The following is a 25656-nucleotide window of genomic DNA, read 5'->3' as shown; positions in this document are numbered from 1 at the left end:
ACGCGTACGGGGGTTTCCGTTCCGCTTCCCGGGGCATTCGAACAGAATTCCCGCGTGTCGCAGTGCCCCTTCCAATTACCCGGCGGAAAGTGCCCACGTGATGATCGGGGCGGGCTCCGGAACGGGATTCCCCCGGAATCCATGCGATGCCGCGAGAGCTGACACCGCATAGGAAATTCACGGATTCAGCACACAACCGCCGTACGCCCCTGTCGGAGCGCACGGCGGCGCGAGCATCATGACGGCAGCTCGCGGGTGGGCGTGCCCCGGGCCCCGGCGGACCCGGGCGCGACGAGCGAAGGGGCGAGCGAGCGATGGGGACCGACACCGTACGGGCGACGGCAGGACCGGAGGCACGCGGGGGGCCGGGGCGGCTGATCGTGGACTGGCTCACCACCACCGACCACAAGAAGATCGGCCATCTGTACCTGATCACGGCCTTCCTGTTCTTCCTGGCCGGCGGGGTCATGGCGCTGCTGATGCGGGCCGAGCTGGCCCGGCCGGGGCTGCAGCTCATGGACAACAACCGGTACAACCAGCTGTTCACGCTGCACGGCACGATCATGCTGCTGCTGTTCGCGACCCCGAGCTTCGCGGGCTTCGCCAACGAGGTGATGCCGCTGCAGATCGGCGCGCCGGACGTGGCGTTCCCGCGGCTGAACATGCTGTCGTACTGGTTGTTCCTGTTCGGCGGTCTGATCGTGCTGGGCTCGCTGATGACGCCCGAGGGACCGGCCGCCTTCGGCTGGTTCGCCTACGCGCCGCTCAACGACGCCACGCACTCCCGCGGCATCGGCCCGGACCTGTGGATCACGGGGCTCGCTCTAGCGGGCTTCGGGACGATCCTCGGCGCGGTCAACTTCATCACCACGATCATCGGGATGCGCGCGCCGGGCATGACGCTGTTCCGGATGCCGGTCTTCACCTGGAACACGCTGTTCACGTCGATCTTGATCCTGATGGCGTTCCCGGTGCTGGCGGCCACCCTGCTGTGCCTGGAGGCGGACCGCCGGTTCGGCGCGCACGTGTTCGACGCGGCCAACGGCGGGGCGCTGCTGTGGCAGCACCTGTTCTGGTTCTTCGGGCATCCCGAGGTCTACATCATCGCGCTGCCGTTCTTCGGGATCATCACGGAGATCATCCCGGTCTTCAGCCGCAAGCCGATCTTCGGCTACCTGACCCTGGTCGCCGCGACCATGGCGATCACCGGTCTGTCGATGGTGGTGTGGGCGCACCACATGTTCGCCACGGGCGCGGTGCTGCTGCCGTTCTTCTCCTTCCTGTCGTTCCTGATCGCGGTCCCGACGGGCGTGAAGTTCTTCAACTGGACCGGGACGATGCTCCGGGGCTCGCTGTCCTTCGAGACACCGATGCTGTGGGCGACCGGCTTCCTGGTGACGTTCCTGCTCGGCGGTCTGACCGGGGTGATCCTCGCGTCGCCGCCGATGGACTTCCACGTCACGGACTCGTACTTCGTCGTCGCCCACTTCCACTACGTCGTCTTCGGCACGGTCGTCTTCGCGATCTTCGCCGGCTTCCACTTCTGGTGGCCCAAGTTCACCGGGAAGATGCTGGACGAGCGGATCGGCAAGATCCAGTTCTGGACGCTGTTCGTCGGCTTCCACATGACGTTCCTGGTGCAGCACTGGCTGGGCGCGGAGGGCATGCCCCGCCGGTACGCCGACTACCTCGCCGCCGACGGCTTCACTGCGCTCAACACGGTCTCGACCATCGGCTCCTTCCTGCTGGGCGTGTCGACGCTGCCGTTCCTCTACAACGTCTGGAAGACCGCGAGGTACGGCGAGAGGGTCGACGTGGACGACCCCTGGGGCTACGGCCGTTCGCTGGAGTGGGCGACCTCCTGCCCGCCGCCCCGGCACAACTTCGTCACCCTGCCCCGGATCCGCTCCGAGTCGCCGGCGTTCGATCTGCACCATCCGGAGATCGCGGCGCTGGAGCACGCCCGAGCGCGCGAGCCAGGCGGTCCCGGGCCGTCCTGATCGCCTCGGTGAGCTCCTCGGGCTCCAGCACCTCGAACTCGAAGCCCGTCATCATCACGTGCACGACCATCGCGTCGAGGTTCGCCGCGCCGGAACGCAGGACGCACGCGTCCTCGCCGTCGGCCTCCAGCATCCCCGCCGACGGTGAGATCCGCTCGGCCGCCTCGTGCAGCGGCACCAGCAGCCGGACGGCGGCCTGGGTGGCGTACGCGCGCCGGGAGACGCCCTCCGAGACATAGGCGGCGAGGTCCTCGGCGGGCGCCTCGCGCGGCGTGAAGCGGGGGCCGTGCGGCGGCTTCGGGGTGATCCGGTCGACGCGGAAGGTCCGCCAGTCCGCCCGGTCCACGTCCCAGGCGACCAGGTACCAGCGCCGCTCGGTGCACACCAGCCGGTGCGGTTCGACGGTACGGCGGCTGGGGGCACCCGTGTGGCTGCGGTACTCGAAGCGGAGCCGCTCGGCGTCCCGGCACAGGTGCGCGAGTTCGGTGAGCACGGCCGGGTCGACGGGTCCCGAGGGCGGACCGGGGCGCAGCATCGGCACGGTGAAGGCGTTGAGGGCGCTCACCCGGCGGCGCAGCCGGTTCGGCAGCACCTGTTCCAGCTTGGCGAGGGCGCGTACGGAGGTCTCACCGATGCCCTCGATGCCCTGTCCGGCGGCGGTGCGCAGTCCGACGGCCACGGCGACGGCCTCGTCGTCGTCCAGCAGCAGCGGGGGCAGTTCGGCGCCCGCGCCCAGCTGGTAGCCGCCCCCGGTGCCGGGGCTGGCGTTGACCGGGTAGCCCAGCTCGCGCAGCCGGTCCACGTCCCGGCGGACGGTGCGCGGGGTGACGCCGAGCCGATCGGCGAGTTCGGCGCCGGACCACTCGCGGTGGGCCTGGAGCAGCGAGAGCAGACGCAGCAGACGTGCCGAGGTCTCCAACATGGGGCGAGTCTGCCAGCCGATGCGGACAGCCGCTGTCCTCGTCGAGGCGAGGACAGCGGCTGTTCCGGGCTCAGGTGACCGGCACCCGTCGCGTGCTCGGGTCGCTCCGGGCGCTCGGGTCGCTCGGGGCGCTCAGAGGGTTCAGAGCGCTCGGAGCGCGAGGCGCTGGCCCGGCATGATCAGATCGGGGTCGTCGCCGATGACCTTCTTGTTGGCGGCGTAGATCCGCTGCCAGGTGGTGCCGTGCCGGGCGGCGATGAGGCTGAGGGTGTCGCCCTCGCGAACCGTGTAGTCGCCGTGGGAGGCGCCGTGGCCGTTGTGGCCGGTGCGGGCGGTCGGGTGGTCCGGCGTCTTCGCCGGAGTGGACTTCGCCGGGCTGGACTTCAGCGGGGCGGACTTCGTCGTCGCGCTGCTCTTCGAGACGGTCGTACCGGAGGAGCCGGCCGCGGGCGCGGTCCCCGAGGCTCCGGCCCGGGCCGAGCAGACCGGCCAGGCGCCCCAGCCCTGGGCGTGCTGGACCTTGGTGGCGACGGCGATCTGGGCGCTCCTGGAGGCCTGGTCGGCCCTCGGGGCGTAGGCGGTGCCGCCGTACGCGCGCCAGGTGCCGGCGGAGAACTGGAGCCCGCCGTAGTAGCCGTTGCCGGTGTTGATGTGCCAGTTGCCGCCGCTCTCGCACTGGGCGATGCGGTCCCACACTCCGTTGTCCGCCGCGGCGGCGTTGCCGGTCGCGGCCAGCAGCCCCAGCGGGGCCAGCAGCGCCGCCCCGGCGAGGGCGGCCGTCGTACGGCCCTTGCGGGCGCTGTCGTGACGAGCGGTGTTGCGGGTGGTATCGGCACACTCGGACATGTAATTCCCTCTCCACGAACCCGGGCTCCCCCGAGGCGGGGCGCGCCTCGCCGCGTAGGACCGCGACGCTGCGCACTCGCCCCGTCCGCCGTGACCGTGCGTCGATCGTGCTCTGCCTGGTGCCGGCCGGCGAACGTACCCGAGCGGTGCTCGTTGCACACGGCGGAGGAATGTAGGGAGGAGGGGCGTCCGATATCAACCAACTCCCTGTCATTCCAGGCCAGTTCGCTGTTACCGAAGGTATCGGCGATTTCCGGCCAGCCTTTTTATGCGCTGATTTCATGATGTGTCGACCAGTGATCGAGACGATCTGTGACTCACTTCACCCGATCAAGTTCCTTGACACTGAACGAAGTTGACGGTGAGTGGCCGATTCCGTACCGGAGGTGACCCTGTGCGGTGGATGGTTCGATTCCGATCCCCTCGGGGCGTGACCACCACCACAGGACGCCCGTTGTCTTCTTCATGAGCCCGGAACCCCGGGGCTCAGCGGCCGGGAGCCACCCGGCCGCCCCAGCACGCATCCCGAGGGAGCCACCGTGCCGCGCATGCTCGACGTCAGTGACGCCGTACGCGCCGAGATCGGCGACGAAGAAGCCGACCGGCTGCTCGCCGGAGAGAACGCCCCGGGCAGTTACGACTGCACGTCCTGCCGCACCCCGGGCGACTCCGAGCAGGAGCGCACCAGCACCGTTCTGTTCATCGGCGACGAGACCGCCGTCCTCGCCTTCGCCCACGCCAGCTGCCTGCCCTCGCAGGTCGTCCAGGTCACCGAGGAGCAGCTGCGGGGCGCCGTCCGCTCCATCGGCGGCGACATCGCTCCCGGCGAGGGCCCGAACAGGGCGGTGCCGGAGCAGGCCGTGCTGGGCGTGACCAGCGGACTGGTCCTGATCGAGGGCGAGTTGCACCCGGCGCTCGTGGTCGAGCCGACCGCGCCGATCGCGCGCCCGGGCTCCTTCGGGGCCGGCGACGACTTCCTGCCGCTGCTCATCGAGCAGGGCTACATGCCGATGACCGAGCTGACGTCCGTCCCGCCGGTGCTGCACGGCTGGTCGGTGCTGCTCGCCATGGGCCAGCTGCACGCCGTGCTCCAGCCGGGAGCGAGCGGCGGGCAGCCGGTCGCCTGGTGGCAGGCGCACCAGCCGCTGCAGGTCACGGAGGGCTGGCGGGCCGCCGCGAACAAGCATCAGCAGGTGCTGATGTTCGCGGCGCCGGTGGGGTCCATCGGACGGCAGCCCCGGGAGGACCTGCTGCGGGACGCGCTCGACAAGGCCGCGGCGAACGGAAAGCTGGTGGCGGCGACGCTGCCGCTCGCGGGTACCTGACAGTCGCCCGAGGGGCGCGAGTGATACAGCCCCGCGCCCCTCAAAAGCATGACGCCGGCCGCATCTTCTTGCAGGGCGCCGTCGTTTGGACATACGTGCACGCATACGACACTCCTCCTCCCCGTCGGTCCGGCTTCTCCTCCATTCCCTCCGCGCGGACGGGGCAGGAGGGTTCCGGCGGGGCATCGACCACGCCGATCTACGACTCGCTCTACGCGGAGTGGGTGAAGGCCTTCCGCACACTGCCGGGGGACCGCAGTGGAGAGGAGGAGCTGGGCTTCGTCGCGTTCGGGAACCTTCCGCAGAGCACGGGCTCGTACGGGGGCTACCGGCCGGGGACGTTCAGCAGTTCGTACAGCGCCTACAGCGCCGGGGCCTACAGCGCGCGGCAGCAGTCCCAGTCGCAGTCACCGTCGCAGTGGCAGCGGGTCGGCACGATCGGGCGGCAGCAGCAGGGGTCCGGGACGCCGCAGCCCGTGCCGGCCGCGCTGCCCCCGGCGCCCCGCCGGGGCGCCTGACATGCCGAAGGGCGGCTCCCTGTGACAGGGCCGCCCTTCGGCATGCGACTGCTTCTCCCGCGCGCCGCTACTTCTTCTTCGCGCCGCGCTTCTCGCGCACCCGGACCGAGATATGGATCGGGGTGCCCTCGAAGCCGAACTCCTCGCGCAGGCGGCGCTCGATGAACCGCCGGTAGCCCGCCTCGATGAAGCCGGAGGCGAAGAGCACGAACCGCGGGGGCTTGGTGCCGGCCTGGGTGCCGAACAGGATGCGCGGCTGCTTGCCGCCCCGGATCGGGTGCGGGTGGGCCGAGACCAGCTCGCCGAGGAAGGCGTTCAGACGGCCCGTGGGGACGCGGGTCTCCCAGCCGGCCAGGGCGGTCTCGATGGCCGGGACCAGCTTCTCCATGTGCCGGCCGGTGCGCGCCGAGACGTTGACGCGGGGCGCCCAGGCGACCTGGCCCAGCTCGGTCTCGATCTCCCGCTCCAGGTAGTAGCGGCGCTCCTCGTCGAGGGTGTCCCACTTGTTGTAGGCGATGACCATCGCGCGGCCCGCCTCGACGGCCATGGTGATGATCCGCTGGTCCTGCACGGAGATGTTCTCGGAGGCGTCGATCAGGATGACCGCGACCTCGGCCTTCTCCACGGCCGCGGCCGTGCGCAGGGAGGCGTAGTAGTCGGCGCCCTGCTGGAGGTGGACGCGCTTGCGGATACCGGCGGTGTCGACGAACTTCCAGGTCGTGCCGCCGAGTTCGATCAGCTCGTCGACCGGGTCACGGGTGGTGCCCGCCAGTTCGTTGACGACGACGCGCTCCTCGCCGGCCACCTTGTTCAGCAGCGAGGACTTGCCGACGTTCGGGCGGCCGATGAGGGCGATGCGGCGCGGACCGCCGACGCCGGCCCCGCCGAAGGTCTGCGCGGGGGCCTCCGGCAGCGCCTCCAGGACGGCGTCCAGCATGTCGCCGGTGCCGCGGCCGTGCAGGGCCGAGACCGGGTGCGGCTCGCCGAGGCCGAGGCTCCACAGGTAGGCCGCGTCGGCCTCGCCGCTCGGGCCGTCGACCTTGTTGGCGGCCAGGACGACGGGCTTGCCGGCCTTGCGCAGCAGTCGTACGACCGCCTCGTCGGTGTCGGTCGCGCCGACCTTGGCGTCCACCACGAAGACGACCGCGTCGGCCGCCTCGATCGCGTACTCGGCCTGCGCGGCCACGGAGGCGTCGATACCGAGGACGTCCTGCTCCCAGCCGCCGGTGTCGACGACCTTGAAGCGGCGGCCGGCCCACTCGGCCTCGTAGGTGACGCGGTCGCGGGTGACGCCGGGCTTGTCCTCGACGACCGCCTCGCGGCGGCCGATGATCCGGTTCACCAGGGTCGACTTGCCGACATTGGGGCGGCCGACGACGGCGAGCACGGGCAGCGGGCCGTGGCCCGCCGCCTCGATGGCGCCCTCGACGTCCTCGATGTCGAAGCCCTCTTCGGCGGCGAGCTCCATGAACTCCGCGTACTCGGCGTCGCCGAGCGCCCCGTGGTCGTACTCGTGCGCGTCCTCGTGCGCGTCCGAGCCGTCGGGCTGGATCTGGTCGTTCATGAAGTCCGTACCTCGTTCGTTCGTGGTGATCGGTGGGCCGGGCCGTGGTGGGCCGGACCACTACTCAAGTGTCGCCTAGCGCCCGGTCAGGCGCCTGGCGTTTTCCAGGTGGGCGGTGAGCTGCTTCTGGACGCGCTCGGTGGCCTCGTCCAGCGCCGCGCGCGTGCGCCGTCCGCTGCCGTCGCCCGCCTCGAAGGGGTCGCCGAAGACGACGTCGATGCGGGAGCGCAGCGGGGGCAGTCCCTTGATCAGTCGTCCGCTCCGGTCGGCGCTGCCGAGGACCGCCACCGGGACGATCGGTGCCCCGCTGCGGACCGCGAAGTAGGACAGCCCGGCGCGCAGCGAGGCGAAGTCGCCGCCGCCCCGGGTGCCCTCCGGGAAGATGCCCAGGACTCCCCCGGCCTCCAGCACGCCGAGGGCCCGGGTGATCGCGGTGCGGTCGGCGGAGGCGCGGTCCACCTTCAGCTGGCCGATGCCGGTCAGGAAGGTGTCCAGCGGGCCGACGAACGCCTCCTTCTTGATCAGGAAGTGCGTCGGCCGGGGCGCCACGCCCATGACCATGGGGCCGTCGATGTTGTGGGAGTGGTTCACGGCGAGGATCGCCGGGCCGGCGGCGGGCACCTTCCAGGCGCCCAGCACGCGCGGCTTCCACAGGCCGTGCATCAGGCCGACGCCGATGCGCCGGCCGACCTCGGCACCCCGCTCGGACGGAAGGTCCCCCTCCCCGCGTGACGGAAGGCTCACTTCCCGGCCCGCTTCTCCTCGACCAGGGTGACGACGCACTCGATGACCTGGGCGAGGGTGAGGTCGGTGGTGTCCACCTCGACCGCGTCGCCGGCCTTGGCCAGCGGCGAGGTCTTCCGGCTGGAGTCGGCCGCGTCCCGCTTGATCAGCGCCTCGCGGGTGGCGTCGACGTCGGAGTTCTTCAGCTCGCCGCTGCGGCGGGCGGCGCGGGCCTCCGGGGAGGCGGTGAGGAAGATCTTCAGGTCGGCGTCCGGCAGCACGGTCGTGCCGATGTCCCGGCCCTCGACCACGATGCCCTTCTCCGCGCCGCGGGCCAGCGTGCGCTGCAGCTCGGTGATCCGGGTGCGCACCTCGGGCACCGCGCTGACCGCGCTGACCTTGGAGGTGACCTCCTGGGTGCGGATCGGGCCGGAGACGTCGACGCCGTCGACCGTGATGGCCGGTGCGGCCGGGTCGGTGCCGGAGACGATCTCCGGCTTTCCGGCGACGGCGGCGATCGCGGACGGGTCCTCCAGGTCGATGCCGTTGGCCACCATCCACCAGGTGATCGCCCGGTACTGGGCGCCGGTGTCCAGGTAGCTCAGGCCGAGCTGCCCGGCCACGGCCTTCGACGTGCTCGACTTGCCCGTGCCGGAGGGGCCGTCGATCGCGACGATCACGGGCTTGGCGGACGTGGCGCCGTTTTCCACGGGGGGACACCTTCCTGGTGCGGTGCGGTGCGGTGCGGTGCGGTGAGCGGGGTGCGGGGAGCGAGTGCGCCCTGCACAAGGTTACTGGGTGTGGGTCACTCGTCCGGACCCGCGCTTGCAGGGCGGGACCACCCCGCACCCGCCGACGCCGGGCGTCCTACTGGCGCAGCGCCCACCCTCGCTCCCGCAGGGCCTCCTTCAGCACCGCCACCGCCTTGGGCTCCACGCTGAGCTGGACCAGACCGGTCTGCTGTCCCGTCGCGTGCTCGATGCGGACGTCCTCGATGTTGACCCCGGCCCGGCCGGCGTCGGCGAAGATGCGGGCCAGCTGGCCCGGCTGGTCGTCGATCAGCACGACCACGGTGTCGTAGACCCGCGGCGCCGACCCGTGCTTGCCGGGCACCCGCACCTGTCCCGCGTTCCCGCGCCGGAGCACGTCCTCGATGCCCTGGCCGCCCTCGCGCCGCTTCTCCTCGTCGGAGGACTGCAGGGCGCGCAGCGCCCGTACGGTCTCGTCGAGGTCGGCGGAGACGTCGGTGAGCAGGTCGGCGACCGGGCCCGGGTTGGCGGAGAGGATGTCGATCCACATCCGGGGGTCGGAGGCCGCGATCCGGGTGACGTCCCGGATGCCCTGCCCGCACAGCCGTACGGCGGCCTCCTCGGCGTTCTCCAGGCGGGCCGCGACCATGCTGGAGACCAGGTGGGGCATGTGGGAGACGAGGGCCACGGCGCGGTCGTGGGCGTCGGCGTCCATGACGACCGGTACGGCCCGGCAGTGCGAGACCAGTTCCAGGGCGAGGTTGAGCACCTCGGTGTCGGTGTCCCGGGTCGGGGTGAGCACCCAGGGGCGGCCCTCGAAGAGGTCGCCGGTGGCGGCCAGCGGCCCGGACTTCTCCCGGCCGGACATGGGGTGGGTGCCGATGTACGTCGACAGGTCCAGGCCGCGTGCCTCCAGTTCGCGGCGCGGTCCGCCCTTGACGCTGGCCACGTCGACGTAGCCGCGGGCGACGCCGCGGGCCATGGCGTCCGCGAGGACGGCGGCCACATGGGCGGGCGGCGCGGCGACGATCGCGAGGTCCACCGGGCCCTCGGGCGCCTCGTCGGTGCCGGCGCCGAGCGCGGCGGCCGTACGGGCCTGTTGGGGGTCGTGGTCCTCGAGGTGGACGGCGACGCCCCGTTGGGTCAGGGCGAGTGCGGCGGAGGTGCCGATGAGCCCGGTGCCGATGACGAGTGCGGTCCTCACTGGGCGATGTCCTTGCGCAGGGCGGCGGCGGCGCCGAGGTAGACGTGGGCGATGTCGGCGCGGGGCCGGTCCGACTCGATGTGGGCGAGGACCCGGACGACGCGGGGCATGGCGCCCTCGACGTCCAGTTCCTGGGCGCAGATCAGGGGGACGTCGATGATGCCGAGCTTGCGGGCGGCGGCGGCCGGGAAGTCGCTGTGCAGGTCGGGGGTGGCCGTGAACCAGATGCTGATCAGGTCGTCGGTGGTGAGTCCGTTCCGCTCCAGGACGGCGGTGAGCAGGGCCCCGACCTGCTCGTCCATGTGACCGGCCTCGTCCCGCTCCAGTTGGACGGCCCCCCGGACCGCTCGTACCGCCACGGCGCTGCTCCTTGCTGACGTGCGTGTCGACTGCTGTCGGCTCTTCGTGCGTCCAGCGTAGTCAGAGCGGCGAGGGCCGGGCGCGCGACGACCGGTCGCTGAGACGGGCGCCCCCGTGTGGCGGCGCGCTGTCGTGGCGGGGCCGATCCGGTGATGGCCCGATCCCGGTTCCTTCGCCCTTGATCCCTTCAATGCCAGGATGCCGATTATCGACACATTTCTCCCTCTTACGTTCGGAGTGATCACATGACCCAGCCCGCGACGCGGCGCACGGTTCTCGCGACGGGTGCGGCGACGATCGCCGTCGGCTGCGTGGGATGCGGAAACGAGAGCAAGAGCGGCTCGTCCTCCAACAGCACGCCCGCCAGTCCGCCCGCCACGTCCCCCAGCGGCCCGAGCAGCGCGCCCGCCGGCACACAGGACACCTCGGCCACCGGGACGGTCCTGGGGATGACCAGTGACATCCCGGAAGGCGGCGGCAAGATCTTCAAGGAACGGAAGGTCGTGGTCACACAGCCGAAGAAGGGCGACTTCAAGGCCTTCTCGGCCATCTGCACGCACCAGGGCTGCACGGTGGCCAAGGTCGCGGACGGCACGATCGACTGCCCCTGCCACGGCAGCAAGTTCCACGTCGCCGACGGGTCGGTGGCGCACGGCCCGGCGACCCGGCCGCTGCCCCCCAAGAAGATCATGGTGGAGGGAAACTCGATCCACCTCATGTGACCGGCCCGCGTACGCTCCCGGCATGCAGCCCGAGAACGCCGAAGACGCCGAGGATCTCGTACGCGACCACACGGTCTACGCCTGTGTCATGGGTTCACGGGCCTTCGGCCTGGCGACGGACGCCAGTGACACCGACCGGCGGGGCGTCTTCCTCGCCCCCACTCCCCTGTACTGGCGGTTCGAGAAGCCGCCGACGCATGTGGAGGGGCCGGGCGAGGAGCGCTTCTCCTGGGAGCTCGAGCGGTTCTGCGAACTGGCGCTGCGCGGCAACCCGAACATCCTGGAGTGCCTCCACTCCCCACTGGTGGAGCACGTGGACGACACCGGCCGCGAGCTGCTGTCCCTGCGCGACGCGTTCCTCTCCCAGCAGGTCCACGGCACCTTCACCCGCTACGCCCTCGGCCAGCGCCGCAAACTCGACGCGGACGTCCGCGCGACCGGTGCCCCGCGCTGGAAGCACGCGATGCATCTGCTCCGCCTGCTGATGAGCGCGCGGGACCTGCTGCGCACCGGGGAGCTGCGGATCGACGTCGGCGAACGGCGGGAGCCGCTGCTCGCGGTGAAGCGGGGCGAGGTGCCCTGGGCGGAGGTCGAGGCCCGCATGGTCCGGCTGGCCGACGAGGCCGACGAGGCCCTGCACCGCACCCCGCTCCCGCCGGAACCGGACCACGCGCGCGTGGCCGACTTCCTCTTCCGAACGCGCCGCGCCTCAGCCCAGTCAGCCCTGTCAGACCTGTCGGCCCTGTCATCCCTGTCAGCCCTGTCAGACCCGTCAGCCCTGTCAGACCCGTCAGCCCTGGAGCCCGTCCAGCCGGACGCGCACCACGAAGTCGTGCAGGGCGTCGTGCGCACCGGCCGCGTCGGGCAGGGCTGAGGCGGCCTGCGCCTCGTCCAGGACGGCGTGCAGCCGCTCCACGTCGGCCTCCACGCGCGCGTGCTCGATGTCGGCGGTGCCGTGCTCATGCTCGGCCTTGGCGGCGATCAGCTCGGGCAGGTAGCCGGGCGCGTCCACCTGTTCCAGGAGGGTGGGCAGATGGGCCTGCACCTCGCCGCTGCGCATCAGGTGGACGCCGGTGAGCAGCACGCGGAACGTGTAGAGCAGGGGCTTGAGTTCGCCGGTCTTCTCGAACAGCCGCCACTGGGTGACCGCGAATCCCCGGTAGTGGTGGGCGTGGTGGCTGGTGAGCACGCCCGGCGCGAGCGCGACCAGCTCCCGGTGCGCGTCGGTGGTGTGCACGACCAGCGGCGAGAGCAGCTGCTCCAGCACATAGCCGTTGCGCCGGAGCATCAGCCGTACGAACTTGCGCAGGTCGTGGGTGACGAGGTCCATCTCGACGCCGTACCGCACCCACGCGCGCGAGCGCGTCTCCTCCGGCTCGTGCAGCCCGAGCAGGTCGGCGGCGGGCAGCAGGTGGACGCCGCGCAGGTCCAGGTCGGAGTCCTGGGACGGGAAGCCGTACAGGTGGGCTCCGGAGACGGTCGCGAACAGCAGGGTGTGGGGCTGTTCGGCGATCACGGGCGTCAGGTCGATGTCGAGGTCGTCGATCATGGACCTAAGCGTCCCAGAGCGCCCCCAGGGCCAACAGGTCGCCCCGGTACTCGATCCGGTCGGCCCACTCGGCGGGCCAGGCGTCCGCGCCCAGCCAGGCGCCCGCGAAGGCGCCGGTCAGGCAGGCGATGGAGTCGGAGTCGCCGGCGGAGCAGGCGGCCCGGCGCAGGGCGGTGACGGGCTCGTCGGGGAAGAGCAGGAAGCACAGCAGCCCGGTGGCGAGGGCCTCTTCGGCGATCCAGCCCTCGCCGGTGGCCAGGCACGGGTCGGTCTCCGGGGAGACCGTGCGCACGGCCTCCTGGAGGCGCCCCAGGATCTCCAGGCACTCGTCCCAGCCGCGCGCGATGAAGTGCTCGGGACTGGGGTCCTGGGAGCGGGTCCACAGGTCGCCGAGCCAGGTGTGGTCGTAGTGGGTGCGGTGGTCGTAGGCGTACGAGCGGAGGTGTCCGACGAGTCCGGCCGGGTCGGTGCCGTTGGCCAGCAGGTGGACGGCGTGGGCGGTGAGGTCGGAGGCGGCCAGCGCGGTGGGGTGGCCGTGGGTGAGCGCGGACTGCAACTGGGCGGCGCCGGCGCGCTGTTCCTCGCTCAGTCCGGGGGCGAGCCCGATGGGGGCGACCCGCATGTTGGCGCCACAGCCCTTGGAGCCGATCTGGCTGGCGTCCTGCCAGGGCCTGCCCTCCTCCTTGAGGAGAGAGCACGCGGTGAGGCAGGTGCGGCCGGGGGCGCGGTTGTTCTCCGGCGAGTGGTACCAGTCCACGAACTCTTCGCGCACCGGCCGCTCGAGCCGCTTGGGCGCGAGGGACCCGCGCTCCATGGCCGTCCTCAGCCCGCGTCCGAGGGCGAGGGTCATCTGTGTGTCGTCGGAGACGAAGGCGCGCCGCGGCAGCTCCATCTCCCGCCAGGGCCCGCACTTGGCGAGGATCGACGGCACGTCGTTGAACTCGGTCGGGAAGCCGAGGGCGTCCCCGAGGGCGAGTCCGACGAGGGATCCGGTGGCGGCGCGCTTGCTCGCGTGGGTGGTGGTCATGCGGGGCGTCCTTCCCGGGACGGTCGGAGCAGGGGCGGGTGCAGGGTGGTGGCGGTGCCCGCGCGGTAGAGGGCGGCCGGTTTGCCGCGGCCACCGGTCAGCCGGGCGGCGCCGGGGACGGGTTCGACGAAGCCGGGGGTCGCGAGCACCTTGCGGCGGAAGTTGGGCCGGTCCAGGTCCGTGCCCCACACCGTCTCGTAGACCCGCTGCAGCTCGCCGAGGGTGAACTCGGGCGGGCAGAAGGCGGTGGCGACGCAGGTGTTCTCCAGTCGGTCGCCGATCCGTTCGTGGGCGTCGGTGAGGATCCGGTCGTGGTCGAAGGCGAGCGGCCGGGCCGTGTCGTACGGCAGCCAGCGGGCCTGCGCCGCGTCGCCGCCGCCGCGCGGTTCGGGAGGCTCGGGCAGCAGCGCGGTGAAGGCGACGGACACGACCCGCATGCGGGGGTCGCGGTCGGGCTCGCTGTAGGTGCGCAACTGCTCCAGGTGGAGTCCTGAGACGTCGTCGAGCCCGGTCTCCTCGGCGAGTTCGCGCCGGGCCGCCGTCTCCGCGGACTCGTGGGGCAGCAGGAAGCCGCCGGGCAGCGCCCAGTGTCCGGCGTACGGCGCCTGCCCGCGCTCGACCAGCAGCACGTGCAGGGCGCCCTCGCGCAGGGTGAGGACGGCGAGGTCGACGGTGACGGCGAACGGCTCGTAGGCGTGCTTGTCGTAGCCCTCCATCCCCGGCCACCTCCTCGCGATTTATGGTCAGCACGACTAATAGTCGCTACGACTATAAAGACCGGGAGCGGTGATCCGCAAGCCCCTCGGCGCCCGCCTGAGAGCCGTACGCCCATACGCCGACGGCCGGCCCCGGGAAACCCGGAACCGGCCGTCGCAAAGCCACGCAGGCGCGTCCTGAGCCGCGCAGGCGCTCCCTAGAGGTCGACCTCCTTCATGAGCATCCCGACCTCGGTGTTGGACAGGCGGCGCAGCCAGCCCGACTTCTGGTCGCCCAGGGTGATCGGCCCGAAGGAGGTGCGCACCAGCTTCTCGACCGGGAAGCCGGCCTCGGCCAGCATCCGGCGGACGATGTGCTTGCGGCCCTCGTGCAGGGTCACCTCGACCAGGTAGTTCTTGCCGGTCTGCTCGACGACCCGGAAGTGGTCCGCGCGCGCGTAGCCGTCCTCCAGCTGGATGCCGTCCTTGAGGCGCTTGCCGAGGTCGCGCGGGATCGGCCCGACGATGGCGGCGAGGTAGGTCTTCTTCACGCCGTACTTGGGGTGCGTGAGGCGGTGCGCCAGCTCGCCGTGGTTGGTGAGCAGGATGACGCCCTCGGTCTCGGTGTCGAGGCGGCCGACGTGGAAGAGCCGGGTCTCGCGGTTGGTGACGTAGTCACCGAGGCACTGGCGTCCCTCCGGGTCCTCCATGGTGGAGACGACACCGGCGGGCTTGTTGAGCGAGAAGAACTGGTACGACTGCGTGGCGACGGTGAGGCCGTCGACCTTGACCTCGTCCTTCTCCGGGTCGACGCGCTTGCCCTGCTCCAGGACGATCTCGCCGTTGACCTCGACGCGGGCCTGCTCGATCAGCTCCTCGCAGGCACGCCGGGAGCCGTAGCCCGCGCGCGCGAGGACCTTCTGCAGCCGCTCGCCCTCCTGCTCGGCGCCGGGGAAGGTCTTGGGGAGCTTGACGTCCTTCTTGCCGGCGTAGCGCTCGCGGTTGCGCTCCTCGGCGCGTGCCTCGTACTCGCGGGAGGTTCCCGGAGCGGTCCGCCCGCCGCGCTGCTGGGCCTGCTTGGGGCCGCCCTTCGCGCCGCCACGCGCGGAGCCGCCGCGCCCGGACTTGGGGCCGTCCTTGGTGGCGCCGGGGCCCACGTCGTAGCGGCGCTCCTCGGGGCGGGGCTTGCGGGGACGGCCCTGGCCCTGCCGCTCGTCCCGGTTGTTGCCGGCGCCGCGGTAGTTACCGCGCCCGCCACTCTTTCCGCTGCCGCTGCTTCGCATCAAAGTTCCGTCTTAGTCGTCTGCGTCCTGACCGCCGGGCGCGTCGGGCGCGTCCGGGTCGAACGACGGTACGCCCTCCTGGGTCTCGGCCTCGATCGCCTCCGCCTCCGGCAGGAAGGGCGCGAGCTCCGGAAGCTCGTCCAGGCCGCGCAGGCCCATCCGCTCCAGGAAGTAGTTCGTCGTCCTGTACAGGATCGCACCTGTTTCGGGTTCCGTGCCCGCCTCCTCGACCAGACCCCGCTGGAGGAGGGTGCGCATCACGCCGTCGCAGTTCACTCCGCGCACGACGGAGACGCGGCTGCGGCTGACCGGCTGGCGGTAGGCGACGACAGCCAGCGTCTCCAGCGCGGCCTGGGTGAGACGGGCCGTCTGGCCGTCCAGCACCAGCCGCTCGACGGCGGGCGCGTACTCGGCGCGGGTGTAGAAGCGCCAGCCGCCCGCGACGAACCGCAGCTCGAAGCCGCGGCCCTGCACGGTGTAGTCGTCGGCCAGCTCCCGCAGGGCGTCCCGGATCTGCCGCTTGGGCCGTTCCAGGATCCTGGCCAGGTGCTCCTCGGTCGCGGGCTCGTCCACGACCATGAGGACCGCCTCCAGGGCGGGCTTGAGGTCGAGATCGGCGACGCCTCGGGGCCCCGCCGGGATCTCGGTGGTGTCCTCGGTCACGGCTTCTTCTCCTCCTTGGGCTCCTCGGGCGGCCGGTCGAACTCGTCGGTGACCCTCGGCACCGCGTCCCCGTCCCCGCCGGTCCAGCGCACCAGCAGCTCGCCGAGCGCGGTCTCCTGGTCCAGGGCGACGGCCTTCTCGCGGTACAGCTCCAGCAGCGCGAGAAAGCGGGCGACGACCGTGAGGGTGTCGTCGGTGTCCTCCACCAGCACGCGGAAGCTGGCCTCGCCCAGTTCCCGCAGCCGTGCGACCACGATCCCCGCCTGCTCCTGCACGCTCACCAGCGGGGCGTGGATGTGGTCCACGTACACCTGGGGCTTCGCCTTGGGCTGCATCGCCTTGACCGCGAGCTTGGCGAAGCCCTCGGGTCCGATGCTGATGACGACCTCGGGCAGCAGCTCGGCGTGGTGGGGTTCGAGGCCGACGGTACGGGGGTGGCGGCGGGCCTCGTCGTCCAGGCGCTGGTTGAAGATGTCGGCGATCTGCTTGTACGCGCGGTACTGGAGCAGCCGCGCGAACAGCAGGTCCCGGGCCTCCAGCAGCGCCAGGTCCGCCTCGTCCTCCACCTCGGCGGCGGGCAGCAGCCGGGCGGCCTTGAGATCGAGCAGGGTGGCGGCGACGACGAGGAACTCGGTCGTCTGGTCCAGGTCCCAGTCCGGCCCCATGGCCCGGATGTGCGCCATGAACTCGTCGGTGACCTTGGACAGCGCGACCTCGGTCACGTCCAGCTTGTGCTTGGAGATGAGCTGAAGGAGCAGGTCGAAGGGACCCTCGAAGTTCGACAGCCGGACCTTGAAGACACCGTCACGAGGCTCGTCGGGTTCGGCGGCAGCGGGCTCGTCGGCTACGGCGGCTGAAGGTTCTTCGGGTACGGCAGCTTCCGGGACCTCTTCCAGCTCGCCGCCGTTGTGGGCAGGCGTTCCGCTGGGGGTCCCCCCAGGCACTGGGGGAGGAACGGGTGGGCACAACGGCCCACCGGGCTCGGCCGGAGCCACGACCTCCGCCACGGACCGGCTCTCCGCCGCGGGCGGGGCAGGCCGGGGTGCGGCCCCCGGGCCCCGCCCGAGGACCCGGCGGCGCCCGGCCGAGCCGGGTTCGTACGAGGTCATAGCCGTCGCAGGCTACCGTCTGGCACCGGCGGGGCGGGCTACCGACCCCGCAGCCGCCGTACCAGGATGCTCGCTTCGCCGCGGGACTCCAGGTCGGCCAGGACCACGGCGACGGCCTCGCGGACGATGCGGCCGCGGTCGACGGCGAGTCCGTGCTCGCCTCTCAGGACCAGGCGCGCGTGCTCGAGGTCCATGAGTTCCTCGGCCGAGACGTACACGGTGATCTTCTCGTCGTGCCGCTCGCGCCCGCTGGGCCGCCGGCTGGCCGCCCGCCCGCGCTTGCGGGGCTGTGCGGCCGCCGCGCCGGCGGAGGCCGCAGAAGAACCTTCCTGCGCCGCCTGTCGCCGGGCCGGCCGGGTGCGGGACTCGGCGGAGTCGGCCGGTTCCGTCTCGACGGCCGCCACGTGCTCCGCACCCTCGCCGTCCCCGCCCTGTGCGGGCACGGACTGCGGCGCGTCCTCCGCCACGGCGGCCGAGGCCGCCGGATCGCTCTCCCCCGCGGGAGCCGGCACCCGGGCCTCACCGTTGGCCGCGCGTCGGGGCGTGGACGGCTGGAGCGCCATCCCCCCTGTCGTACGGAAGAGTTCGTCGGCCCCGGGCAGACTCACTCGGCGTGACACCGGGCGAGCACCTCCCTGGCGAGCTGGCGATAGGCGGCGGCACCGACGGAGTTGGAGGCGTAGGTGGTGATCGGCTCACCGGCGACCGTGGTCTCCGGGAAGCGGACCGTACGCCCGATGACCGTGTGGTAGACGTGGTTGTCGAACGCCTCGACGACACGCGCGAGCACCTCACGGCTGTGCACGGTGCGCGAGTCGTACATCGTGGCGAGGATGCCGTCCAGCTCCAGCTCGGGGTTGAGCCGCTCCTGGACCTTCTCGATCGTCTCGGTCAGCAGGGCCACGCCGCGCAGCGCGAAGAACTCGCATTCCAGCGGCACGATCACCTTGTGAGCGGCCGTCAGGGCGTTGACCGTGAGCAGGCCGAGCGAGGGCTGACAGTCGATCACGATGTAGTCGTAGTCGGGCATCAGCGGCTTCAAGGCGCGCTGCAGCGTCGACTCGCGGGCGACCTCGGAGACCAGCTGGACCTCGGCGGCGGACAGGTCGATGTTGCTGGGCAGCAGGTCCATGTTGGGGACCGCCGTCTTCAGCAGGACCTCGTCCGCGGACATGCCCCGCTCCATGAGCAGGTTGTAGACGGTGAGGTCGAGCTCCATGGGGTTGACGCCGAGGCCGACCGACAGCGCGCCCTGCGGGTCGAAGTCCACGAGCAGCACGCGCCGTCCGTACTCCGCGAGCGCGGCACCCAGGTTGATGGTCGACGTGGTCTTGCCGACGCCGCCCTTCTGGTTGCACATCGCGATGATCTTCGCGGGGCCGTGGTCGGTCAGCGGGCCCGGGATCGGGAAGTACGGCAGCGGGCGTCCGGTCGGGCCGATGCGCTCGCGGCGCTGGCGGGCCGCGTCGGGCGCGAGTGTGGCCGCGTACTCCGGATCGGGCTCGTACTCGGCGTCGGGGTCGTAGAAGTGCCCCTCGGGCAGTTCGTCGTAGTCGGCGAAGTGGTTGTGGGGCGCGCCACTTCCGTCGCCGGCCATGGCGTTCACGTGATGGCCATCCATGCTCTGGTGTGCTGTCCGGGTCGCGTGCGGACCTGGACTCTGGTGGGCTGCGAAGGTACGCACTGCGACGGAGCCGACAGCCTCGAATCCCGCGGGGCCCTGGCCCCGTGCCGGCATTCCTGGTTGACCACCCCCGGGAGAAAATGTCGACTCATTCACAAGTCGTCTTACCTCCTTGGTGACCAGGAAACTTCTAGACAAGGTCAGCGTGGCACCATGCCGACGGTTGGCGACTCTATGGCGTGTCGGCGGTCCGCAGCAACACAATCCGCCGGACCCGGCAGGATGTGTCGGCAATGAAACATCCCGCTGTCAAGGGCGTACGGCCGTCGCACCGTAGGTTTCACCGGTGTACGAATCGGTCGAAGGGTTGCGTTCGAGGCGAGTTGACCGAGAGCCGCAAAGTGACCATACACACATCCGGCCGGACCTTGTCGGGCAAGGTCCGGCCGGCTGCGCAGCGTTGACGATCTGTGTTGACGAATCGCCTTTTACCTGATGGTGACTTAGTGACTCACCGGGTCGGAGGCGTCGGCCGGGCTATCAGCCGATCACGGTCTCCAGGTCGATGTGGTCCAGGCCGTGGGCCTCGGCGACCTCCTTGTAAACGACCTTGCCGTCATGGGTGTTCAGACCCTTGGCGAGCGCGGCGTCGCGGCGCAGCGCCTCCACCCAGCCGTTGTTGGCCAGGGAGACGATGTACGGCAGCGTCGCGTTGGTCAGGGCGTTGGTGGAGGTGTTCGGCACGCCGCCCGGCATGTTGGCCACGCAGTAGAAGACCGAGTTGTGGACCCGGAAGGTCGGCTCGGCGTGCGTGGTGGGGCGGGAGTCCTCGAAGCAGCCGCCCTGGTCGATCGCGATGTCGACAAGGACACTTCCGGGCTTCATGCGGGACACCAGCTCGTTGGTGACCAGCTTCGGGGCCTTGGCGCCCGGGATGAGGACGGCGCCGATGACGAGGTCGGCGTCGAGGACGGCCTTCTCCAGCTCGAAGGAGTTGGACATGACCGCCTTGACCTTCGTACCGAAGATCTTGTCGGCCTCGCGCAGCTTGTTGATGTCGCGGTCCAGCAGGGTGACCTCGAAGCCCATGCCGATGGCGATCTGGGCGGCGTTCCAGCCGGAGACGCCACCGCCGATGACGACGGCCTTGGCCGGGGTCACACCGGGGACACCGCCGGGCAGCACACCGCGGCCGCCGACCGGGGCCATCAGGTGGTAGGCGCCGACCTGCGGGGCCAGGCGGCCCGCGACCTCGGACATCGGGGCGAGCAGCGGCAGCGCGCGGTTGGGCAGCTCCACCGTCTCGTAGGCGATCGCCGTGGTGCCCGACTCCAGCAGGGCGTCCGTGCACTCCTTGGAGGCGGCCAGGTGCAGGTAGGTGAAGAGGATCTGGTCCTTGCGGAGGCGGTGGTACTCCTCCGCGATGGGCTCCTTGACCTTCAGCAGCAGGTCGGCGGTGGCCCACACCTCGTCGGCCGTGTCGAGGATCGCGGCGCCGGCGGCGACGTACTCCTCGTCGGTGATCGAGGAGCCGAGGCCGGCACCCCGCTCGATGACGACCTGGTGGCCGTTGCGCACCAGCTCGTGCACACCGGCGGGGGTGATGGCCACCCGGAACTCGTTGTTCTTGACCTCGCGGGGGATGCCGACCTTCACGTGGATCACGGTCCTTGGCTCAGAGGGGGTGCATTACAAGACATACCCAGGCATACCGCGGCACACCGGGAGACACCGCAGGAGAACGTGCGGCAGAGCCAGTTTAATGAAGGTGTTCCGCGTGTCTAGCCTTTCATTGCATCAATCTTCATCAGATGTACTACGGATTTCGCAGGCGCTCGCGGCTTGATCCTGGCTTGCCCCGTCTTCCTGGGCCTCCTCACCCAGCATGCGCTCAGCCGCCGCGCGGTGCAGGAGGGCGGCCGCGGGGTCGCCCAGGCGGTCCAGGGTGTCGGCCAGCCTGAGCTGCAGCGCGGCCTGCAGCCGGGCGTCCTCGGCACGGCGCGCCCAGTCGATCGCCTCCCGGCAGGTCCGCAGCGACTCCTCGGGCCGCCCCGCGTACTCCTGGACCCGGGCCAGCTCGCTCAACGCCCGCGCCTGGGCGGCGACATCCCCGTCCTTGCGGTACCCGGCGACGGCGGCCCGCCAGTTCCGCAGCGCCTCGCCGTAGCGGCCCGCGTAGGTGTGGGCGGTGGCGATCCGGCCGTACAGCCTGGCGGCCTGCGCGCGCTCGTCCCGGGCCAGCCGCTCGGCCAGCGCCCGGCCGAACCAGTCGGCGGCCCGGTCGTAGTCGGCCAGCTCCTGGTACGCGCCGCCTACGGATTCCATCGCGCGGCCGGTCGCGTACGGGTCGTTCGCCGCGCGTGCGGCGTCCAGTGCGGCCCGGTAGCGGGCCAGCGCCTCCCGGGTGCGGCCGGTCTGGGCGTCCACGTCACCCAGGTTCAGCAGGGCCGCGGCCTGCTCCCGGGGCAGTCCGCGGCGCTCGGCCACGTCCAGGACGAGGCCGTGCACGCCGTACAGGTCGGGTGCGGCCGCCTGGGTGCCGAAGTGCGCCACCATGGCCCGGACCAGCTGGGACATCAGCCGGCGGGCGAGGGTGTCCAGCTCCCCGTCGGCCACCGCGAGACGGGCGGCGGCCAGCAGGGCGGGCCGCCTGACCCGCAGCCACTCGGCGGCGGCCTGGGGGTTCGGGAAGCGCAGCGCCGAGGGCAGGGCCCCCAGCTTCTCCCGGACCCCCGGGCTGTCCGTCTCGGTGATCGCCCGGCAGGACTGCAGCAGCCGTACGTCGCGTTCCAGCAGCCGGGCGCGGGCCAGCTGCAGCTCCGCCGGGCGGTCCTGGCTCTCGGCGAGGGAGCGCAGCAGCGGGTGCAGGCAGCCGGGGACGTCGTACTCGGGCAGCGGGGAGTCCACGGCCCGCAGCAGGCCGAGGGTGGCCAGCTCGTCCAGCGTGGTGCGGGCCGTGCTCACCGAGCAGCCGGCCAGGGCCGAGGCGGTGTGCGGGTCGACGGCTCCGGCCGGGGCCTGGGAGAGCAGGCGCAGTATCCGGGCGGCCTGTCCGGGCAGCTGGTCGTGGACGAGCCGGAGGACGCGCGCGAGCGGGGTGCTCTCGTCGGCATAGGTGTGCAGGCGTTTGGCCAGGTCGGAGACGGCCGCCTGGGGGCGGGCGGCGAGCCAGCCGCCCGCCAGTGTGAGCGTGGCCGGGTGGCCCTGGCAGATCTCGGCCAGGCTCTCGGCGGAGCGCGGGTCGACGGTGATGCGGACCGAGCCGGTGTGGCGGGCGAGGAGTTCCACCGCCGACTTGGTGTCCATGCCGCCGAGCGTGCAGGGACGGACGTCGGCGATGCCGGTGAGCGGGCCGCCGGAGACGGCGACGACCAGGCAGTCCGGCGCGTCCGGCAGCAGCGCGTCGACCTGCTCGGCGCCGGGCGCGTCGTCCAGCAGGAGCAGCATCCGCCGCTCCGCGAGGGCCGCGCGCAGCGCCTCGGTCAGGTCGTCCTCGGCGGCCCCGGCCGGTGCCCGCACGTCCAGCGCGGCGAGCAGGTCGCGGGCGGTGCGCTCGACGGGTACCGGGGTGCCGTCGGGCTCGCTGAGCCGGGCCCGCAGCACTCCGTCGGGGTAGCGCCCACCGACCTTCCGGGCGAGTTCCTCGGCGAGGGCGGTGCGGCCGGAACCGGGCCGGCCCGCGATGAGGAGCACGCGGGCGCGGGGAGCCTTGCGGCCGGAGAGGGTGTCCAGGCCCGCGCGCTCGATGTCGGCGCACAGTTCCTTCAACTCCCGTGTACGGCCGAGGAAATGGTCCGCCGCGGCCGACGGCACCGACAGCCGCACGTCGCCTGTGCCCACCGCCTGATCCGTCACGGGCCACACTCCCGTCCCACCGCACGCGCAAGCCCGCCGGGACTCCGGAACGGGCGTTGAGAGCCTAGTTCACCCTCTGCGACGTTCCCTGCGGAGCACGGCGGAGCACGGGGGACACATCGCCCGATCGGATCAGGAGATCGTCACACCAAATGCGTCCCCTGGGGGCGTCAGGACGCGAAGGGACGCGCGGGCCACGGCGCGTCGGCCGGGCGCAGGGCGTCCAGACCGTCCCCGGCCCGGGCGGCGACCAGCGCGAGGACGCCCACGACCAGGCAGTTGTTGTGCACGTCACCGGCGAGCACCCGGCGCACCAGCTCGTCGACCGGCACGCGCGCGTGCTGCATGTCGGCCTCCTCGGCCTCGACCTCGAACCGCTCCCCCTCGGCCTCGGACAGATCGCGGGCGAGGAAGATCCGTACGGCCTCGTCGCAGCCGCCGGGGCTGGTGTACACGTCGGTGAGCACCCGCCAGTCCTCGGCCTTGACGTGCGCCTCCTCGTACAGCTCGCGCTGGGCGCCGTGCAGCGGGTTCTCGCCGGGCACGTCGAGCAGGCCGGCCGGGATCTCCCAGAGCTTGTGCCGCACCGGGTGGCGGTACTGGTTGATGAGCAGGACCCGGTCCTCCTCGTCGAGGGCGAGGACGGCGACCGAGCCGGGGTGGACCTGGTAGTCGCGGCGAGCCACCGACCCGTCGGGCATGACCACGTCGTCCGCGCGGACGGAGGTCTTCTTGCCCGTGAAGGGGGTCTCCGCCGAGCGGATCTCCCACTCCTCGGGGGTGTCCTTGATGGTCATGCCCTGTCCTTCCACACACGTTCAACAAAGACCGGTCACGGGAAACCGGTCACGGGAGACCGGCCGAACGGAAAACCGGGGTGCCCACCTACTGAGAGGTAAGCACCCCGGCCACCGTACAACTGTCGTGCTACTTCGCCGTCTTCCGCTCGACAGCCGCCTTCACCAGGCCGGCGAACAGCGGGTGCGGCCGGGTCGGCCGGGAGCGCAGCTCGGGGTGGGCCTGCGTCGCGACCAGGTAGGGGTGCACGTCGCGCGGGTACTCGACGTACTCGACGAGCTTGCTGTCGGGCGACGTCCCGGAGAACAGGATGCCCGCCTTCTTCTCCAGCTCGGCGCGGTAGGCGTTGTTCACCTCGTAGCGGTGGCGGTGGCGCTCCTCGACGTACTCCTTGCCGTCGTAGACCTCGCGCACGATCGAGCCCTCGGCCAGCTTCGCCGGGTACATGCCGAGCCGCATGGTGCCGCCCATGTCGCCCTCACCGGCGACGATGTCCATCTGCTCGGCCATGGTGGAGATGACCGGGTGGGCGGTGGCAGGATCGAACTCGGTGGAGTTGGCGTCCGGGATGTCGGCGAGGTTGCGCGCGGCCTCGATCACGATGCACTGCAGGCCGAGGCAGAGGCCGAGCAGCGGGATCTTGTTCTCGCGGGCGTAGCGGATCGCGCCGACCTTGCCGAGCACACCGCGGTCGCCGAAGCCGCCCGGGATGCAGATCCCGTCGACGTCGGACAGCTGGGCCTTGGCGCCGGCCGGGGTCTTGCAGTCGTCCGAGGTGACCCACTTGATCTTGACCCGGGCCTTGTTGGCGAAGCCGCCCGCGCGCAGCGCCTCGGTGACCGACAGGTAGGCGTCGGGCAGGTCGATGTACTTGCCGACCAGGGCGAGGGTGATCTCGTGGTCGGGGTTGTGGACGCGGTCCAGCAGGTCGTCCCAGGTCGTCCAGTCGACGTCCCGGAAGGGCAGGTCCAGCTTGCGCACGACGTAGGCGTCCAGGCCCTCGCCGTGCACGGTCTTCGGGATGTCGTAGATCGAGCGGGCGTCCGGGCAGGCGACGACGGCGGCCTCGTCGACGTCGCACATCAGCGAGATCTTCCGCTTGATCGCGGTCGGCACCTCGCGGTCGCAGCGCAGCACGATCGCGTCGGGCTGGATACCGATGTTGCGCAGGGCGGCGACGGAGTGCTGGGTGGGCTTGGTCTTCAGCTCGCCGGAGGGGCCGATGTACGGCAGGAGCGAGATGTGCACGACGAAGACGTTGTCCCGGCCGACCTCGTGGCGGACCTGGCGGACGGTCTCCAGGAACGGCAGCGACTCGATGTCGCCGACGGTGCCGCCGACCTCGGTGATGACGACGTCCACCTCGTCGGTGGCCATGCGGCGGATGCGGTGCTTGATCTCGTTGGTGATGTGCGGGATGACCTGGACGGTGTCGCCCAGGTACTCGCCACGCCGCTCCTTGGCGATGACGGTCGAGTACACCTGGCCTGTAGTGACGTTTGCGGAGCCGTCCAAGTCGCGGTCAAGGAAGCGCTCGTAGTGTCCGATGTCCAGGTCGGTTTCGGCGCCGTCGTTGGTGACGAACACCTCACCGTGCTGGAAGGGGTTCATCGTGCCCGGGTCGACGTTCAGGTACGGGTCGAGCTTCTGCATCACGACGCGCAGGCCGCGGGCCTTGAGCAGCATGCCCAGACTGGAGGCGGTGAGGCCCTTGCCGAGCGAGGAGGCGACACCCCCGGTGACGAAGATGTGCTTGGTCGTCGTAGATTTCGGCGGCATGGCCAAGAGGGGGCTCCCGTGGTCGCGATGTGTCGTGCGGTGCGGCTGCAGGCCCGGAGGAACGAAGTTTCTCGCGGAGGCGCCGTCGCTGCGGTTCGGGGGACCCTTTTATTTTCCTCTGGGGCCCACCGGTCCACGGGCTACCAGGGTATCAGCGCCGGGGCGGGATGGCTTCCGGCCACGCTCCGCGCACGCGCCGCCACGGACATGGGACCGATGTCCGCCACACCCGTACACAGGGGCGTACACCGGTCACATGGCTTCACCTGGTGCTCACTCGTTCGGCCCACACGGGTTGCCCGGAGCGGCACGCAGATCATCTACGTGCGTCGTATCCTGCT

The 25656-nt window shown here is 71.4% G+C and carries 24 protein-coding genes; 5 read left to right on the top strand and 19 right to left on the bottom strand.

All coding sequences use genetic code 11. From position 1 onward, the window contains the following. The first annotated feature begins 314 nt into the window (after positions 1-314). On the top strand, positions 315-2000 hold the full coding sequence (gene ctaD, locus ABZ865_RS36880; protein WP_361240157.1) for a cytochrome c oxidase subunit I: 1686 nt from the start codon (positions 315-317) through the stop codon (positions 1998-2000). Here the strand turns inward: ctaD and ABZ865_RS36875 are convergent. Then, complete coding sequence (locus ABZ865_RS36875; RefSeq protein ID WP_361240155.1) at positions 1888-2922, bottom strand: YafY family protein; 1035 nt, start codon at positions 2920-2922, stop codon at positions 1888-1890. The two genes, ctaD and ABZ865_RS36875, sit on opposite strands and share 113 nt — an antisense overlap. Before the next feature lie 141 nt (positions 2923-3063). Beyond that, positions 3064-3768: a transglycosylase family protein gene (locus ABZ865_RS36870; protein WP_361240153.1), complete on the bottom strand. Its 705-nt coding sequence runs from the start codon at positions 3766-3768 to the stop codon at positions 3064-3066. A 539-nt stretch (positions 3769-4307) separates the two neighbouring features. Between ABZ865_RS36870 and ABZ865_RS36865 the strand changes: the two genes are divergently transcribed. Together ABZ865_RS36865 and ABZ865_RS36860 are read left to right on the top strand one after the other, a co-directional pair. Continuing rightward, entirely contained in the window at positions 4308-5093 is a 786-nt protein-coding gene (locus ABZ865_RS36865; protein ID WP_361240151.1) for a hypothetical protein, read from the top strand. Positions 5094-5188: 95 nt separating this feature from the next. Then, on the top strand, positions 5189-5611 hold the full coding sequence (locus ABZ865_RS36860) for a hypothetical protein (RefSeq protein WP_361240149.1): 423 nt from the start codon (positions 5189-5191) through the stop codon (positions 5609-5611). A gap of 67 nt (positions 5612-5678) precedes the next feature. Here ABZ865_RS36860 and der read toward each other — a convergent pair whose 3' ends face one another. The 5 genes from der to aroH all read right to left on the bottom strand — a co-directional run bounded on the left by der (position 5679) and on the right by aroH (position 10210). Beyond that, positions 5679-7175, bottom strand: coding sequence for a ribosome biogenesis GTPase Der (der, locus tag ABZ865_RS36855; protein ID WP_361240147.1), 1497 nt, complete (start codon positions 7173-7175; stop codon positions 5679-5681). A 75-nt stretch (positions 7176-7250) separates the two neighbouring features. After that, positions 7251-7958, bottom strand: a complete 708-nt coding sequence (locus ABZ865_RS36850) for a lysophospholipid acyltransferase family protein (RefSeq protein ID WP_361240145.1) — start codon at positions 7956-7958, stop codon at positions 7251-7253. Next, positions 7916-8608, bottom strand: coding sequence for a (d)CMP kinase (gene cmk, locus ABZ865_RS36845; protein ID WP_361240143.1), 693 nt, complete (start codon positions 8606-8608; stop codon positions 7916-7918). Before cmk ends, ABZ865_RS36850 begins: the two co-directional genes overlap by 43 nt. A 157-nt stretch (positions 8609-8765) precedes the next feature. Then, on the bottom strand, positions 8766-9851 hold the full coding sequence (locus ABZ865_RS36840) for a prephenate dehydrogenase (protein ID WP_361240141.1): 1086 nt from the start codon (positions 9849-9851) through the stop codon (positions 8766-8768). Continuing rightward, positions 9848-10210 (bottom strand): chorismate mutase, encoded by a 363-nt coding sequence (aroH, locus tag ABZ865_RS36835; RefSeq protein ID WP_361240139.1) that lies wholly within the window; start codon positions 10208-10210, stop codon positions 9848-9850. The genes ABZ865_RS36840 and aroH overlap by 4 nt, the downstream gene beginning before the upstream one ends. A gap of 246 nt (positions 10211-10456) precedes the next feature. On the opposite strand from aroH, the gene ABZ865_RS36830 reads away from it, so the two are divergent. Both ABZ865_RS36830 and ABZ865_RS36825 read left to right on the top strand, forming a co-directional pair. After that, positions 10457-10933, top strand: a complete 477-nt coding sequence (locus ABZ865_RS36830; protein WP_361240137.1) for a Rieske (2Fe-2S) protein — start codon at positions 10457-10459, stop codon at positions 10931-10933. Between the two features lie 22 nt (positions 10934-10955). Then, positions 10956-11807 (top strand): nucleotidyltransferase domain-containing protein, encoded by an 852-nt coding sequence (locus ABZ865_RS36825; RefSeq protein ID WP_361240135.1) that lies wholly within the window; start codon positions 10956-10958, stop codon positions 11805-11807. On the opposite strand, the gene ABZ865_RS36820 is transcribed toward ABZ865_RS36825, so the two are convergent. The 12 genes from ABZ865_RS36820 to ABZ865_RS36765 all read right to left on the bottom strand — a co-directional run bounded on the left by ABZ865_RS36820 (position 11724) and on the right by ABZ865_RS36765 (position 25315). After that, positions 11724-12482, bottom strand: a complete 759-nt coding sequence (locus ABZ865_RS36820) for a nucleotidyltransferase domain-containing protein (RefSeq protein WP_361240133.1) — start codon at positions 12480-12482, stop codon at positions 11724-11726. The two genes, ABZ865_RS36825 and ABZ865_RS36820, sit on opposite strands and share 84 nt — an antisense overlap. 4 nt (positions 12483-12486) lie before the next feature. After that, the gene (locus tag ABZ865_RS36815; protein WP_361240132.1) at positions 12487-13509 is read right to left on the bottom strand and encodes an ADP-ribosylglycohydrolase family protein; all 1023 of its coding nucleotides are present in this window, start codon (positions 13507-13509) and stop codon (positions 12487-12489) included. Further along, a complete protein-coding gene (locus ABZ865_RS36810) occupies positions 13506-14225 on the bottom strand; it encodes an NUDIX domain-containing protein (protein ID WP_361240130.1) in 720 nt (239 codons plus the stop codon). The genes ABZ865_RS36815 and ABZ865_RS36810 overlap by 4 nt, the downstream gene beginning before the upstream one ends. Positions 14226-14422: 197 nt before the next feature. Continuing rightward, entirely contained in the window at positions 14423-15487 is a 1065-nt protein-coding gene (locus ABZ865_RS36805) for a pseudouridine synthase (protein ID WP_361240128.1), read from the bottom strand. A gap of 12 nt (positions 15488-15499) precedes the next feature. Further along, positions 15500-16150 (bottom strand): SMC-Scp complex subunit ScpB, encoded by a 651-nt coding sequence (gene scpB / locus ABZ865_RS36800; protein WP_361240126.1) that lies wholly within the window; start codon positions 16148-16150, stop codon positions 15500-15502. Further along, complete coding sequence (locus tag ABZ865_RS36795; protein ID WP_361240124.1) at positions 16147-17259, bottom strand: segregation/condensation protein A; 1113 nt, start codon at positions 17257-17259, stop codon at positions 16147-16149. Before ABZ865_RS36795 ends, scpB begins: the two co-directional genes overlap by 4 nt. 38 nt (positions 17260-17297) lie before the next feature. Beyond that, positions 17298-17879 carry a hypothetical protein gene (locus tag ABZ865_RS36790; RefSeq protein ID WP_361240122.1) on the bottom strand — a complete coding sequence of 194 codons (582 nt, stop codon included), beginning with the start codon at positions 17877-17879 and terminating at the stop codon, positions 17298-17300. After that, a complete protein-coding gene (locus ABZ865_RS36785; RefSeq protein ID WP_361240121.1) occupies positions 17864-18997 on the bottom strand; it encodes a ParA family protein in 1134 nt (377 codons plus the stop codon). Before ABZ865_RS36785 ends, ABZ865_RS36790 begins: the two co-directional genes overlap by 16 nt. Positions 18998-19423: 426 nt before the next feature. Further along, positions 19424-20539, bottom strand: coding sequence for an alanine dehydrogenase (ald, locus tag ABZ865_RS36780; RefSeq protein WP_361240416.1), 1116 nt, complete (start codon positions 20537-20539; stop codon positions 19424-19426). A 141-nt stretch (positions 20540-20680) separates the two neighbouring features. Beyond that, positions 20681-22738, bottom strand: a complete 2058-nt coding sequence (locus ABZ865_RS36775) for a tetratricopeptide repeat protein (RefSeq protein WP_361240120.1) — start codon at positions 22736-22738, stop codon at positions 20681-20683. 170 nt (positions 22739-22908) lie between these two features. Next, positions 22909-23535: an NUDIX hydrolase gene (locus ABZ865_RS36770; RefSeq protein WP_361240118.1), complete on the bottom strand. Its 627-nt coding sequence runs from the start codon at positions 23533-23535 to the stop codon at positions 22909-22911. Positions 23536-23665: 130 nt separating this feature from the next. Beyond that, positions 23666-25315, bottom strand: coding sequence for a CTP synthase (locus tag ABZ865_RS36765; protein WP_361240116.1), 1650 nt, complete (start codon positions 25313-25315; stop codon positions 23666-23668). Positions 25316-25656 lie beyond the last annotated feature (341 nt).

Origin of the sequence: Streptomyces sp. NPDC047085, assembly GCF_040643735.1 — a bacterium.
GTDB lineage: Bacteria > Actinomycetota > Actinomycetes > Streptomycetales > Streptomycetaceae > Streptomyces.
This window is presented reverse-complemented; position numbering and strand designations above follow the sequence as displayed.

Coding starts and splice junctions, on each gene's coding strand:
- ctaD (WP_361240157.1), top strand. CDS start 315: ATGGGGACCGACACCGTACGGGCGACGGCAGGACCGGAGGCACGCGGG.
- ABZ865_RS36875 (WP_361240155.1), bottom strand. CDS start 2,922: ATGTTGGAGACCTCGGCACGTCTGCTGCGTCTGCTCTCGCTGCTCCAG.
- ABZ865_RS36870 (WP_361240153.1), bottom strand. CDS start 3,768: ATGTCCGAGTGTGCCGATACCACCCGCAACACCGCTCGTCACGACAGC.
- der (WP_361240147.1), bottom strand. CDS start 7,175: ATGAACGACCAGATCCAGCCCGACGGCTCGGACGCGCACGAGGACGCG.
- ABZ865_RS36830 (WP_361240137.1), top strand. CDS start 10,457: ATGACCCAGCCCGCGACGCGGCGCACGGTTCTCGCGACGGGTGCGGCG.
- ABZ865_RS36825 (WP_361240135.1), top strand. CDS start 10,956: ATGCAGCCCGAGAACGCCGAAGACGCCGAGGATCTCGTACGCGACCAC.
- ABZ865_RS36820 (WP_361240133.1), bottom strand. CDS start 12,482: ATGATCGACGACCTCGACATCGACCTGACGCCCGTGATCGCCGAACAG.
- ABZ865_RS36815 (WP_361240132.1), bottom strand. CDS start 13,509: ATGACCACCACCCACGCGAGCAAGCGCGCCGCCACCGGATCCCTCGTC.
- ABZ865_RS36810 (WP_361240130.1), bottom strand. CDS start 14,225: ATGGAGGGCTACGACAAGCACGCCTACGAGCCGTTCGCCGTCACCGTC.
- ABZ865_RS36805 (WP_361240128.1), bottom strand. CDS start 15,487: ATGCGAAGCAGCGGCAGCGGAAAGAGTGGCGGGCGCGGTAACTACCGC.
- ABZ865_RS36795 (WP_361240124.1), bottom strand. CDS start 17,259: ATGACCTCGTACGAACCCGGCTCGGCCGGGCGCCGCCGGGTCCTCGGG.
- ABZ865_RS36785 (WP_361240121.1), bottom strand. CDS start 18,997: ATGCCGGCACGGGGCCAGGGCCCCGCGGGATTCGAGGCTGTCGGCTCC.
- ABZ865_RS36770 (WP_361240118.1), bottom strand. CDS start 23,535: ATGACCATCAAGGACACCCCCGAGGAGTGGGAGATCCGCTCGGCGGAG.
- ABZ865_RS36765 (WP_361240116.1), bottom strand. CDS start 25,315: ATGCCGCCGAAATCTACGACGACCAAGCACATCTTCGTCACCGGGGGT.